The 13,862-nt window shown below is 68.6% G+C and carries 9 protein-coding genes and 1 pseudogene; 3 read left to right on the forward strand and 7 right to left on the reverse strand.

Annotated features, from left to right (window positions below; all coding sequences use genetic code 11):
- Nucleotides 1-52: 52 nt before the first annotated feature.
- The 3 genes from DER29_RS13125 to DER29_RS13135 form a co-directional block, all read right to left on the reverse strand.
- The gene (locus DER29_RS13125) at nt 53-898 is read right to left on the reverse strand and encodes a CPBP family intramembrane glutamic endopeptidase (protein ID WP_158619008.1); all 846 of its coding nucleotides are present in this window, start codon (nt 896-898) and stop codon (nt 53-55) included.
- 427 nt (nt 899-1,325) lie between these two features.
- Entirely contained in the window at nt 1,326-3,341 is a 2,016-nt protein-coding gene (locus tag DER29_RS35915) for a BTAD domain-containing putative transcriptional regulator (RefSeq protein WP_121397604.1), read from the reverse strand.
- 49 nt (nt 3,342-3,390) lie between these two features.
- Nucleotides 3,391-5,244 (reverse strand): Hsp70 family protein, encoded by a 1,854-nt coding sequence (locus DER29_RS13135; protein WP_121397605.1) that lies wholly within the window; start codon nt 5,242-5,244, stop codon nt 3,391-3,393.
- A 277-nt stretch (nt 5,245-5,521) separates the two neighbouring features.
- On the opposite strand from DER29_RS13135, the gene DER29_RS13140 reads away from it, so the two are divergent.
- The 3 genes from DER29_RS13140 (at nt 5,522) to DER29_RS13155 (ending at nt 8,709) form a co-directional block, all read left to right on the forward strand.
- Nucleotides 5,522-5,971, forward strand: a complete 450-nt coding sequence (locus tag DER29_RS13140; protein ID WP_121397606.1) for a prepilin peptidase — start codon at nt 5,522-5,524, stop codon at nt 5,969-5,971.
- A 140-nt stretch (nt 5,972-6,111) separates the two neighbouring features.
- On the forward strand, nt 6,112-6,483 hold the full coding sequence (locus tag DER29_RS13145; protein ID WP_199729435.1) for a helix-turn-helix transcriptional regulator: 372 nt from the start codon (nt 6,112-6,114) through the stop codon (nt 6,481-6,483).
- A gap of 1,578 nt (nt 6,484-8,061) precedes the next feature.
- Complete coding sequence (locus tag DER29_RS13155; protein WP_121397609.1) at nt 8,062-8,709, forward strand: DivIVA domain-containing protein; 648 nt, start codon at nt 8,062-8,064, stop codon at nt 8,707-8,709.
- Between the two features lie 22 nt (nt 8,710-8,731).
- On the opposite strand, the pseudogene DER29_RS35230 reads toward DER29_RS13155, so the two are convergent.
- The 4 genes and pseudogenes from DER29_RS35230 to DER29_RS13180 all read right to left on the reverse strand — a co-directional run.
- Nucleotides 8,732-9,369 (reverse strand): annotated as a pseudogene (locus DER29_RS35230) (IS5 family transposase); the annotation flags it as partial.
- A 317-nt stretch (nt 9,370-9,686) separates the two neighbouring features.
- A complete protein-coding gene (locus DER29_RS13170; RefSeq protein ID WP_121397612.1) occupies nt 9,687-10,751 on the reverse strand; it encodes a hypothetical protein in 1,065 nt (354 codons plus the stop codon).
- Nucleotides 10,752-11,413: 662 nt separating this feature from the next.
- The gene (locus DER29_RS13175) at nt 11,414-12,133 is read right to left on the reverse strand and encodes a hypothetical protein (protein ID WP_148710030.1); all 720 of its coding nucleotides are present in this window, start codon (nt 12,131-12,133) and stop codon (nt 11,414-11,416) included.
- Nucleotides 12,134-12,854: 721 nt separating this feature from the next.
- Complete coding sequence (locus DER29_RS13180; RefSeq protein WP_148710031.1) at nt 12,855-13,289, reverse strand: ATP-binding protein; 435 nt, start codon at nt 13,287-13,289, stop codon at nt 12,855-12,857.
- Between the last annotated feature and the right edge of the window lie 573 nt (nt 13,290-13,862).

Below are 13,862 nucleotides of genomic sequence, written 5' to 3' on the forward strand. Positions count from 1 at the left end.
ATGAGCGCGCACCTGATCATGGCGGTACGTAAGGCGCCACTCCGCGCAAGGGTCAGTCCGGGACTGCCGGGCGCAACACGTGTCGGGGAGCCGGCTGCGGCGGTTCCTCGTCGGTCGTCGCCGCAGGCTCTCTCTGGGCGTGCCCCGTGGTTTCAACGCCCGGCTGGATACCGGCATCGTTGATGGGTTGCGGCCCGCTTGGGCGCACCGGAAGCAGCAACAGCGCCACCAGGTTCTGCCAGATGTGCACCATGATGGCTAGCAGCAGGCTGCCCGAGATCAGGTAGATGGCGGTGAACAGGGCGCCGAGGATGGCGACGCCGATCATCCCCTTGCGCCCCTGGTAGGCGTGGGCCGCCACGAACAGTGCCAGGCTGGCCGTCACTACCAACGCCAGGGGCAGGTCGTACAGCCGCGTGCCGGCGGCGATAAGGAGCCCGCGGTAGACCGCCTCCTCCGTGATGCCGGCGGTGGCCGCGACCGCCACCGACAACCGGCGCTCGTGCGGGGTCTGCGGGACTATCAGAGCGGTTCCGACCGGAATGGGGATTATTTCTCCCCGGCGTGTCCGGCGGCGTGCCCGCAGAGCACCGACTGTGGTGGTCACCAGCATGTACGCCGCGAGCAGGTAATCGATGCCGTCGCCGCTCGGCCAGGTCCAACCAAGGTCGATGACGGACAGGTCGGCGCTCACGAACGCGATCAGCGGGACGAAGGCCGCGGTGACCCATGACTGAACGATGAAGTCGCGGTAGAACCGGGTCCGCCGTCTCGGGTCGGCGGTGAGCTGCTGAATGAAGCGGTCGCGGTACCGCACGCCCAGACCTGTCCCGACCAGGATGATGGCCAGCAGTGTCGCGACCAGAACATGCGTGGTCAGTTCCAGAGCCGCGTTCACAACGACGATCATGGTTACCCGGGGGGATAGAGGCAACCCTTCACTCGGCGCGAGCTTGGGCCCTGTCACCCAGGCCAACCGACGATCGCGCGGTGGACGAGACATCCGCACATGCCGCAGACAACGCGCGTGGGGTCGGCGCCAATCGCCGCTCGGTAAGCATCAGCGCCTGACTACGTTCGGTAGCCGAGAGTAGCGACAGTCAGCCCATGGTGGGGCCAGTTATGGCCCGTCTCGGTGGACCCCATTTTGTCCGTCATAGCCAGGGCACGGATCGCTGACGGCAAGCATCGATGTTCCGTCGTACTGGCGTCTTGCTCCGACCGACTTGAGCCCCTGGCGCCACGGCGTGAGGGGAGGTGCCGTGATGGTGGCCGACAGGACCGATGGGATCCCGGGTGTGGGTGGCAGCAGGCGAATGCTGTGGTTACAGGCGGACCGGGCCGCTGCTGGCGTGCGGGATCTGGTGGATGCTGTCGGTGGCGCGCAGTCCCGCGAGGGTCAGCCGGCGGGTGTAGGCGTCGCGCAGCCGGACAGCGGCGCTGTGGTCCCCGAGTGCGGTAAGGATGTCGATGGCCCGGCGGTGCAGGTCCTCGTTGTAGGGGTCGACGCGGATGCCGCTCTGAAGGATCTTCAGAGCCTGATGCGGGTCGGGTTCGGCGGACGCGGCGGCGGTGTGCGCGTCGATGACGAGGCGGCGGGTGGCCTCCCGTGGTGGGTCGGCCCAGGGCCAGGTGTGGTTGTCGGCGAGGTCGCCGGTGTAGGCGTCTATGGCGGCGCGCCATGCGGCGCAGTGGTTGGTGAGGGTGGTGGCGGCGTGGTGGGCCGCAGTGTGGAGCCGCCACAGGTCGACGTCGATCTGGTCCGGGTCCAGGCGGTAGCGGTCGTCGGTGTGCTCGATGATCGCGACGGTGGTCGCGGCGCGGATGGTGGCGCGTAGGTCGCTGAGGGTGGTGTAGAGGCGGCGGGTGACGGTGTGGGCGGGTAGGCCGGGCCAGATGGCGTGGACCAGTTGTGTGGTGGTGGCGCCGTCGGGGTGCACGGCGAGGAAGACCAGCACTTGCAGGGCGGCGCTGCGGCGGATCGTGACCGGTTGTCCGTCGACGAGTAGGGCGGGTTGGCCGAGCACCCGCAATTGGACGAGGGACGGTGCGGGCACCGGTGACTGGGGTGTGGTGTGCGAAGTGTGCCTGCTGGGCTGGCGGGGGATCCGCAGGTGGCCGCCATCCACACTTCGGGGCGTGGTGGGTTCGGTGGTGTCGTCTTGTAGCGGGGGAGTGGGGTGGGCGAGGACGGTGAGCAGGTGCGTCGCGGCGGTCTGGTCGAGGACACACAGCCGCGGTTCGGCCTGCCCGGTCTGGTCGTCGCGGGTGTGACCGTGGCGATCGACGTGCCAGGTACGCCCGAGCGGTTCGGCGCCGAGCGTGACGAGGTGGGCGTGCCCCGCCAGGGCGGTCAGCTGGCTGGCCGTCGCGGTGGACGCCGGATTAGTGACCAGCACCAGGGGTGTCATGGTCGTGTCTCCGTCGAGCCCCGCTGGTGGGGGCGAAAGGGCGGACAACAGCGTGACAGCCTCCTCGCCCGTGTCCACGACCCGCAGTCCGGGGATGGAGTCGGCCACTGCGGTGATGTCAGGTACGAGGGTGGTGAGAGCGGCGCGGGTAATGACCACCCGGGTCGTAGGGGGTGGGTCGCGTAGGGCGGTGAGGAGCCGGGTGACGAGGACACCGCGGGCGGCGTCGGCGGCGCCGTCGCCGGTGAACGCCACGCCGGTTCCTGGCAGGCCCGGCACCGCCGCGCTGGAGGTGGTTGCCGGCTGCTGGCGGTCGGCGACGGCTGCTTGCACGGCGGTGACCGTGGCTGGCAGCGGTGCCAGCTGCGACACTTCGTCCGTGGTGTAGCCGGGTTGGTAGGCGCGGCGGCGGCGCAGCCACACCAGGGCAGCGGCAGTGGCGATCTGCTGGGCGGTGTTGTCGGGTAGCCAGCCGCCCGGCACCGCCACCCCGGCGTTGGTGTGGTTCCACGCTCCGTCGGCGGTGTGCGGTTGGACGCCGCCGACGGGGGCGGGTGCGGGTGGGGCTGGGGGGTTTGTGGTGGGGGTGTGGGCGGTGGTGAGGGCGGCGGCGCCAGCCACGCTGGTGGCGGCGGCCTGCCACGGTGTGGGCAGCGGCAGGCGGCGCAGCCATCGGGCGCCTGCCCGTATCCGGTGTGCGGCGGTCACCGCGACCGTGTAGGCCAGGCCCAGCCAGAGGAGCCAGGCCAGGGCGGTGAGCCCGGCGGTGAGCGTGCGAGAGGTGAGCGGGTCGGCGATCCAGTGGCGTAGCTGCGCGCTGGTCGGCCAGCTAGTCAGCGGCGGCTCGGTGAGGGTGGCTAGCAGCCAAGGTGGTATCGCCAGCATCGCCGCGACGAGGGCTGCGCCGGCCAGCCGGCGAGGCCACCTCATCCCCGATCCTCCCCGACGGCCATGTGCTCGTGGGACGCGACGGGTCGGCTCATCCGGCCAGCCTGACTGGGGTGTGGGGGCGCAAGAGGCGGGTCCACAGCTGGCGCAGCCACCACACGGCCACGGCGACCGCGTAGATCGCCCCGAGCATTCCCGTGGCCGGCCAGCTGACCAGCGCGGCGGCGATGACCGCCAGGGGCGCGCCCAGGATCAGCCGCAGGACCGGCTGGGACACCACGGCCATGACCGTCCCGACGCCGAGGAGCGCCCCACCGACGCGGCCGGCGACGTCGATCCACAGCACCATGTCCGGCCACCGGTCCGCGGTGACGCAGTACTGGATGAGCAGCATCCCGAGCCCGGCGGTGACCACCGACCCGGTGGGGAACGCCAGCAGCCGCGACCACCCACCCTCCGGGATACGCCACTGCCGGGCGGCGACCAGGGCCATCACCGCCGCGGCGGCGACGACCGGCGCGACCGGCAACAGCGCCCAGCGGAGGAAACCGTTGACGGGCTCGCCGATGTAGAGGCTGCCGACCACGGCGTACATGCCGGCGACCGCGACAGCCAGAGACGCTGACGCCAGGATCCCGGTACCGATCTGGGAACCGGGGCTCACCGGCGTGGTGGGCCGGGCGGCGAGCGCGGACGCGAGGACGGTGCCGGCGCCGAGGCTGGCGATCATGGCGAACACAGCGGCCATCGCCAGTTCACCCCAGTTGAGCCAGGCCTGCCGATACATGAGGGCGCCGTGCCACTCGGCGGTGAGAAGGAACTGGGAGACCAGGCCCAGCGACGCGAAACCCGGCACCGCGATCCCCGCTGCCCGCCGCACCGGCGGCACCGGCTCCCCCTCAGGCGACACCGCCGCCGCTGCCGCGTCAACAGCGCCGACGTCCGCGGCGCCGCGCACGGCCGCCGATGCGGGCTCCATGACCACGATCGGCGTCAGCGGTAGAGCCTCGGTGAGAACCTTCTGCAGCAGCGGCAGCCGCGCGACACCACCGACGCAGTAGACACCAGCAACCTCTTGCGCGCTGACCTCCGCCGCGGCGATCGCCTCCGTCGTCAGTTCGGCGACCCGCTGCAGGACGGGCTGGGCGGCCTGTTCCAGCAGGCCAGCGGTGAGCACCACGGCCGACGCGTCCGGCAGAGGCACCGTCACCGCGGCGCGGTCGGCCAGGGCCTGCTTCGCCGCGCGAACACTGGCCGCGAGAGCCCACCGCTGGCCATCTCCCTGAGGTGGGCTGGTGGCCGTCAGCGTGGCGGTGAGGGCGTCGTCGATCGCCGTACCGCCGGCGGCCGGGTCCGACAGGGTGGCCAGGACCTCGAACCCGGCGGGACCGCGCCGCAGAACGCTGACCTCCGCACCGGCCCCGACGTCACAAACGACGATGAACGCCCCGACCGGCAGTTGAACCCCGGTCGCGAGGAGGTGCCCGGCAACCGCCACTGGCGCCTCGACAAGACGCGGCTGGGGAAGGCCCGCCCGGTGCGCGGCGCGGCGCAGCCAGGTGCGTCGGCGCGGTCCCCAGCCGGCCGGCACCACCAGCCGCACGTCCTGCAGCGGAGACCCAACCGTGTCCTGCGCCTGCGCCGCGACACGGCGCAGCGTCGCGGCGACCAGGCCCACGACCTCGACCTGCTGCCCTGCAACGCTCAGGTGCTGCTCCGGGGACTGTCGCGGAGCCGGGATGAACCTGTCCGGGGCACCGACGGCGGCCTGCCAGGCCTGATGGCCTGTCAGCGTGTACCCCTCGATGGGCAGGAGGACCGCGCTGGGCAACTCGGGCTCACCATCGAACAGCAGCGGCGTCCAGGTGCCGTCCGACCAGGCCAGCACAGCGGTCGTGCTCGCGCTACCACAATCGATCGCCAGCCGCGCCTGCCCCGCCCCCATAGGCCACAGTCAAACATGAGGATCACAATCACGTCACCCGGCAATTACTCACCGGGATCTACGGGGTGTGACAACGTCGGCCCACGTGCGGGCCATGCGCGGGACAGCGCCTGACCGACCCTTTCTCGAAGACCAGCCACGCCTGCCGCTGCACCGCTCCGGCTTTCCCGCCGGCACACCTTCCGCCACCACGCGGTGACCGCCTGCTCGTTCCGCTCCACCGCCTTTTGCGCCGGCATTACGGGCGGCCGGACTGGTAAACGACAGTCCCGACGGCATGCCGCTGGTCGCGGTGTGGCTTGTTGCGCTGTACGCCGACCTGCTGCTCGCCGTCGTCGTCGACATCGTGACGCGGAGACTTCCCACGCCCACCGTGGTACCACGGGCGCTCGCCGTGGGTGAGCTTCTCGCCGGCCACGCCGTAGCCACCGGCCAGGCACGCACCCTGGTCACCGCTGCGATGCAGGCCGGAGTGCTCGGCGGCGGCAACCTGCTCCTAGCCATCGGCGGTGACAGCGGGATGGGAGTGGGCGACGTGCGGCTGGCGACGCTGCTCGACGCGTCGCTGGGCACTCTCGGCTGGCCCGCGGTGCTGTGGGATGGCCTGCTGCCCTACGGCTCGCCCCCATTGCGCTCACCCGCCTCACGCTGCCGCCAGCCCGACCACGCCTGCGGCCCGTACCTGCTCGCCAGCGCCTTCCTATCGGTTGCGCTCGTCGGCCCCTGAATCCCCGGCAAACAGGCGCGGGGCCGGGGCGGCACGCAACCTCGCCGCCCCGGCCCCAGCATCCCTCGTACCCCGGCTCGCGGTCGCCATCGGGACACTGGCCCTGGTTCCACCGGCCTATCGATGGTGTTGGTGCAATGATGGAAGACGTGGGAACTACGAGAACTGCTACGCCTGCTATCTCACCGCTTGCCGGCGAGCCCATTAAGCGGGCCGATGCCGAACAACTCGCGGGAGTGCTGAAGGCATTCGCCGACCCGGCCCGACTGCGACTGCTCAGTCTGATCCAGTCCGCTCCGCAGGGCGAGGCATCCGTGAGTGACCTCACCGCGCCGCTCGGTCTCTCCCAGCCGACCGTGAGCCATCACCTTCGGATCCTCACCGAGGCCGGCCTGATCGAGCGCGAGCAGCGCGGCGTCTGGGCGTACTACCGCCTGGTCCCGTCCGCGATCGCTGCCATCGCTGACCTGCTGACGCCGCCCCGCAAGCGGGCGACGAAGCGGGCCCGCTGAGCGGCACTGCCGAAGGCCGGCGCCGGCCGGTCCCTATCCGTGGTCCGCACACCACCCCAGACCGCCCGGCATCGTCTTACTCGACGAGGCTGGCTTGCCGGCGGCGCAGGGTACGGATCCATCCCTGGGCGGTGTGCCGCAGCACGTTGTAGTGATCGACGACAGCCGCCACACCGCAGCCTGCTGGTACACCGACTCGATCAGCGCGTCCCCGACGACCCGGACCTACCGTGGGGGCTCCCCCAGTGCTGCTCGGTAACCGGCGCGAAGGGTCAGCTGTCGGAGACACCCGAGATGTCGTCGTTGTCCGGAGCGCCGTCCGTGGAACTGCTCGGGGAGTTGCTCACCGGCCTCCGGGCGAGTGCCGAGGAACCGACGATACCTTCAGCAACCGACCACCACCGCCCCAACCCGCTCGTGTTCAGCCCAACCCGCCGATACCTGCCGCATCACCTGCGCCTGCAGTTGCTGCGGATCCGCGGCGAGGAGACGGCACGACCGACACAGAGCTGGTAACGCGGTGTTGCTCTCCACAGGATTGTTCGGCTGGCAGCGGAACCCGACCGGTACCTCTTCTGATGTGGGAATGCAGTACTTCAAGAGTGTCCCAGCACGCTTACACATGAGAAGCGCCTTGACGTGTTGCGGTTGCATCCGAACCTCCTAGCCGGCGACGCCAGCGACCTTGTGCCACAGTCCACCAAGACCGGCGGTGAGAGGCTTCAACCAACCCATCACGCGCGAGCTGTTGACGTAGCAGCTCGCGACGGGCGGCCTCCACCTGCAGCGTCCGCTGGTCGCGCTAAACGGCTCTTACCTCTACAAGCGACAGGCGACCGACCTCTCTGTGCTGTTACATGAAACTCGTACGGCACCCACCGCCGGAAGCCTCGATCTTGCCGTCGGAGACGACGCCGATTGCCGAACCCAACTCAAACCCCGTGCTGCGGAGGTGCGGCCGGTGGGAGCCACCGCTGGTCGTCTCCGACGGCCGGACCATACGGTGCCGAACGTGCGAGCCCCTGCTTTCAAGCTCCCATGAACTCGTGCGCGATTGCGAACCCCCTAGGCATCGATAACCGTTGTTCGCGTCATGGCTGGCGCTGCGATCATGATGAACGCGAGGCGTAGGCCTTGGCAGTTGGCACGGCCATCGACGAGTACCCCCGCGCGCTGATCTGGGCGTGGCTGGCCGCTCTGGTTGCGGCGAGGGTCCTGTTCGTGGTGGCCGGTCTCCTCGCGGCGTCCGGAAGGAGCAGACCACCGGACGATGCAAGAACGTCGGCTCGGTGCAGCAGACCGCTCCACGGTTTGGGCGGGACCTGGGGGTCGAAGGCCCCGCCCACCGTGGAGGCGCGTACCTCATCCTCCAATATGGATAGCGTGGTGAGTCGAGGTGCTGTTACACCGATTCCGACCGCCTCAACCCTTAATGTGGTCTTCGAGCGCCTTGCATACCCACGCGCGGCAGTAACTGGGCGGACGCGAGTGCGTTGTTGCGCTACCCGGGCAGTGGCGAAGCCCATAGCAAGAACCATCACCCCGCGCGGAGGCGCCCCGGGCGATGGCGGCCTGGCGGTGGCTGTTTCCCGGCACACCGCCCTGCCGGCGCTGCTGCGGTTAGCGCTGCCCTGCGCGGCGAGAGTCTCCGCCCTGACGGCCTCGGGCACGGTGCCGGAGCGGATACTTGTGGAGAGCTACCATGATTTCCTGTATTCGCCCCTGGCGAACGCGGTGCAGGCCGCCTCGCCTGGCTTGACTCCGGATGGGTGCCCGATGAGCGTCGACCACGGTGACCGCGTCGCCGCCGACCCGCACGGTGAGACGACCCGGGCGTTACCGGTGTTGAAGGCGCGCTGGGTTCGCGGCGTTCAGTTGGACGCGGATGAGGTGGCCGGTGTGGCCGGGTCGGCCGACGAGCGGCTGATGTTCCTCAGTGGTGAGGTGGACCGGCTGCGGCGGGAGAACGAGCTGTTGACGCAGCGGGTGGAGTCGCTGCGCTATGGGGCCCTGCCGAGCGCCGCCGATCGGCAGGGCCCGGACCCGATCGTGGTGGAGTTGGCGGCGCGGGCGCTGGACGAGGCGAACCGGGCGCTCGGTGAGGCTAGCAAGGAGGGCGCGGAGATCATCGCCGAGGCCCGGCGGCAGGCTGACGAGATCATCATCGAGGCGCACCGCCGGGCCGAGGCGGTCAGCGCGCAGCTGCGGCAGGCCGTCGGCGGGTAGCCATTTTCAGGACAGATCAGTCGACCCCGCGCTTCCTGAGGGTGCGGCGGGTGGCGGGGCTTGAGTAGGCCTTGTCGGCCCGCACGCAGTCTGGTCTCTTCCTTGGTCGCCCAGGGCCGGAGGTCTTGACCCTGACCTGGTCAAGCAGTGGCAAGAGCTGGGGGTTGTCCCGGCCTGCCCGGGCGTGAGCAGCACGATCACGGGCAGACCTCGGGCGTCGGTCGCCAGATGGATCTTGGTGCTCAGTCCGCCGCGCGAGCGGCCGAGGGCCTCCCCGGGTTGCGCGAGACCCTCGATCTCGACTGCGTGGCAGGCCCCCGTTTTCCGGGCGCCGGCTGCGTGCTGGTGTGCACGCACCACGTGGAGTCGATCGAGAAGATCCATTCGATCTTCCCGGCGTCGCCCTTACGGGTCTGGACGTGGGCGAGGATGCGGTCCTAGGTTCCGTCGGTGGTCCACCGCCCGTAAGCGTTCGTGCAAGGTCTTCCAGGGCCCGTAGCGTTCCGGGACGTCCCTCCAAGGTGCGCCGGTGGGCAGCTGCCGTAGGACGCCGTCGACGACCTGCCGGTGGTCGCGCCACTGCCCGCCCTTGCCGGAGGAATGCAGGAGGGGGCCGATCAGGTCCCACTGTTCGTCGGTGAGGTCGTCACGCCCAGTCATGTCGTGCTCTGCCTCAGGAACTGGTGCGTGCGCGGCACCCTGAGCCGTTTCGGCTCAACGGCTCACCGAGGCGCGACGTGACGGAAACGTCGCCGCTGAGGGAAGTTGTAGCTGGGGGAGAGAGGCATGATTGCCTGGGGCGCCCGACGATCGACCGAGCTGCAGGTACTTTGATCGGGTAAGGGCCGTAGTGCTGCGAAGCCGCTGGCCAGTAAGGGTGAGGATCGTGTTCGGGGCGGTTCGCTTGATCTTCAAGGGTGGAGTGATTCCCCGTGGGGTTCGAGCGAGATCTGGCATCAGTCGCGGAGCGCGGGTGGTCAGCGGTAGCACCGCCAGGCGTATGGATCCTCAGAGTTCAGCGTTCGGGCGTAGGCGCCCGATCCGTACGTGTCGCGGCAGGCAACGTCCATGTCAACGACGGACGCGAAGAGAAGCTGCCTACATTGCCAACCGCTGTCGTTGCGAGGCTCCGCTGAGCCCCCGCCGTGCTGATCGCAGTATTGCTGGACCATGCTCTTCACCCCGTCGTTCGATGGGCCGAGCAGGAGCGGACTCGAGCTTTGGGTCTGCGTCGGCGTAGCCGGGGTCGGTGTCGGGGGCGACGTGGCGGAATGTGTGACTGACGGCGCGGCGCTAGGCGCGGCGGGACGCATGGCTGATGGTGTAGTCCGGGGCGCGGCGGAGGAGGTGCGCGGTATCACGGAACTTGGCACCGCCGACGGCTTGTCGGGGAGGGCAATCGGTTCCGCAGATGAGCCCGGCGGAATGGTTGCCGTCGACAGCGGCAGCCCGCCTTCCGGCGACCGGTCCGACCCCCACAGAAATGCCAGAGCGCAGAGCAGCGTCCCCAACGCGAGCCCGACGACCGCGATCAACCGGCGCCGCTGCCGGGCCTGTCTTGGGCGGGTATCAAACTCCCGGGTGAGCTGCCCTCGGGGCTGGCCGCCCTCGACCGGCGTGACGTGCCGGGTGTCGGGCTCATCGTGGCGGTAATCGTTGTGGCCGGCGAGATCGTCGTGTGGGTAGTACTGCTGGTCGGCATAGCCGACCTCCGGTAGGGCGTATGTCTCCTGCGGCGCGGCGTACGCGTCCTCGTGGGCCGGACCGGCGTCGATCGGTCCGTACGGCTCCTGGGTCCGCTGTTCCTTCCGACAGTCCAGCCCGTGCTCGTTGTACTGATGGGTCTGGTCGGACTGGTAACGCTCCGGTTCCCGGTAGGCCGCTGGGTCGGGCCGCCGGTACGCGTACTCGTGCTGACCGTACGCCCCGCCGGGCTGCTCGTACTCATCCTCGTACTGCTGGTGTGCCCCGTGCCTTGCGTGCCGTCCTTCGTGCTCGTGGTTTGTTTCCCCAGGTGGGTATTCCTCGTACGGGCTCGACACGCTCTCGCGCCAATTCGGCACGGCAGCCGGCTGCCACTCGGAGTACGTGTCTGAGCCGCTTGCTGCTGGTTCCGACAGTTGAGAGGTCCAGCTGTCTATGTCACTCGGCGAGTCGTGACGTTGGGCAGCCCCATCGGCGGGGCGATTGGTCGATCTCTCGGCCACGATTGTCTGCCTCCTAGAAGCACAGGTGCGGACAGCTAGCTGACCTTACCCGCCATCGGCCGAAAGTCCACCGACCCATCCGACGAACAGGTGACAACGGGCCCCGCTGGCCGCCTCCGATGAGTGCGACAAGATCCGAAAAGGTGCTGCTCGAGCAACCAAACGCCGACAGGAGCTCGGCCCCCGCCCCCGGCTCGGCTGCGGTGGAACGTGGGGGGTCGGCGTGAGGAACGCGCAAGAGGTCTGGCGCCGCGGGGTGGCCGACGACGGCGTGGCGCTGGACGTCGCGGGAGACCTGCGGGGCGTCCCGGAGCTTGCCACCGTCGATGGCGACCGTTTTGTGGTGGCCTTAACACGTACCGGCCACCCTGCTTCCTCCTCGCCAACACACCGATCAGCAGAACACTTGGGCGAGGCATGGCCCATCCCGCGTCGGCCCGGCGGTCCGCCCGAGCCCTGACAAACTATCGAAGTCGAGCCCGGCGTTGCTCGTGTCGTCAGTCCTCGAGGGCACTCGGCGACGCATACGCAACGCAGGCTGTTGGCTTGCCGGTCATGAGCAGGTTTACCTCGGCAACAGCCTCGCCCGAAGGCGGGATCAGCTCGGGGAAGGTGAAGCCACCGCCGGCGATCTTCTTGCTGGCGTCGTAGCAGACGACGTCTACCTTTGGGCTCTTGAGCGGCTCCGTTTTAGGGTTAGTTACCTCGACCTTGGCCGCGAATTCGTCGCCGTACTCCGATTTTGCCACGGTGACGGGGCCAGTCTTGATCTCGGGAAAAGGCTCGGAGGGAAAGCTGCCCTTGTCCTCGATGAGCAGGGTTGCCTCGACCTTGGCGGCCTTCTTGCCCTTGGGTACCTCCACTTGTGTCTGGACCGGAAACTCCTGTCCGACGCGAGAGAAGAACTCGACCTGCGACTCGCTCGCGAGTAGTTCACCGTTGGCGTCCTTGACGTTGAACTGGACCGTCACGGTTTGCCCCACCTTGTCGGAGGTGTTCTGTACGATGGCAATGAGCGACACATAGACGTCCCTCTGACCGAATCCGGTCTTCAAGAGCGAACCAGATGGCTTTTCCTCAGCCCCTGCTGCCGGCCTGTTAGTCCCACCCGTCGAAGAGTCCTGCTCGACTTTGTCGGACCCACCGCATGCGGCGAGGAACAGTGCAGAGCACGCGACGAGGGCGGCAACCCGCGTATTAATCAAGTTGGTCTCCATTCAGATCGTTGATGGGCTCGAAGACGATAGCGCTGCTTACAGCCGTCAAGCCCGATGTGGTCATGACTGCCCGGTGCGACGCGTCTGGGAGCGGCAGGAGCAAGACCACCTCCGAGGTGGAGAAGCGGTCGCATCGCCTGCTCCTGTCGCGTCCATGGGGGCATCCGTACATATCGGCGTTGACAGGTAACGGATCGTTACGTCTGCAGGGCGTGGTGCTCATGCCGGGACAGGGCTTGCTCAGCACTAGGCACGGTGACAGTGAGCCCCGGCCCGCCTGTAGAGCTGGAAGGGAGGGCTTGAGTCCTCACCGTCGACGTCGTCGTACTGATCCACGCACTGTCGGCCGAGCTGGTCCATGCCGTGGGCTCACTCAACCCGCAACGCCTCACGTCGCTCGGAAGCGTTCGCGCACGATGGCGAACATCGCGGTGGCGCTCCCACCAAGCCCTTGCCGCACGGCGCCCAAATGTTGGTGCACCGTCCCCAACATCAACTCCTCTAGGGAGGGAGAGCGCACCATGTGCGTCCGCGCTACGGCACCTGCCATCCGGCACGGGGGCGCGCGCCACCTGGATGTCGGCCTGCACTGGCTGAGAGTTGGCCAGGGGTCACCGGCTCGCACGCTGACGGTTCAGGCAGCTGAGGGAGCGGTGGATCGGCTGCCGGGCGCCGGAAGCTGCTGCCCAGGGAGGGTGGCCGATTGTCGGGCCTGCCGGCATCAGTCTAGTTCTTTCGGGCGTGTGGGCCGGCTGGGTGCAGTCCAGGTCAGCCGTTTGGTGAAGCGCAGCCGCGTGCAGGTCCCGGCGGTGGAGACGACGTCGAGGTGGTCAACGAGCGCGGCGACGATGTGCAGGCCCCGTCCCGAGGTGGCCGATGAGTCGGGCATCTGTGACCGCGGAAGTACGAAGCCATCGCCTCGGTCGGAGACCTCGATTGTGCATTGGTCGTCGTTGACGGTGACGTCGACGGTGTAGTCGGCCGCGGCCACGGCGTGGACGACGACGTTGCCGCACGCTTCGGTGAGCGCCAGTTGGATGTCGGTCCGGCAGTCGTCCTCGACTCCGACGCCGGCCAATGCGCCGTCGAGTGCGCGGCGAGCCATCGCGACGGTCGCCGCGTCACGAGGCAGATCTAGCGACAGCCGCAGCAGCACGAGGGTCACCTCCCGTGCGCCGTTGCTTACTCCTCTGATGCTGCGATACCAGGGGACGATGGCGAGAAACGGTCCTCAGGCTCAGCCGAGATTGAGCAGCCGGCAGACGAAGGGGCTGCCACGTGGACGGGGTGAGCTGAGATTTCGGTTCCCGTTCAACGTTGCCGTCATCGACGGGCACACCGACTGCCAGCGCTTCGACCACAGCGACTGGGATCGTTATCTGGGGGCAATAAATGGCTGTGTTGTACATGGTCATTCAGTTGGGCCTCAAAGTCGATCATGGTTGTGTCAGTCGTTGCGGTAGCGATCGTCCCCGCCCTCGATGTATGCGGTCTGGCTCTCGCTGGCGTAGCACCTCTCATCAGCGGTGGCGGCCGATCGATGCCGAATCCCGGCTTGTGGGCCGTGCCGGACAGCACTCGCACGGCCTAGCCGGGCCGGTCAGGAACAGCACCGAGTTGTCGCCGCGACTGGGAGACAGACGTTGGGGCGGTGAGGTCTGAGGGTTGCCGAGATGACACTCCCATCGGTGATCGCAGCAACCTGCTTAGGCGACCGAGCGGCGGATCC

The sequence above is a fragment of the Micromonospora sp. M71_S20 genome (assembly GCF_003664255.1).
Taxonomy (GTDB): Bacteria; Actinomycetota; Actinomycetes; order Mycobacteriales; family Micromonosporaceae; genus Micromonospora.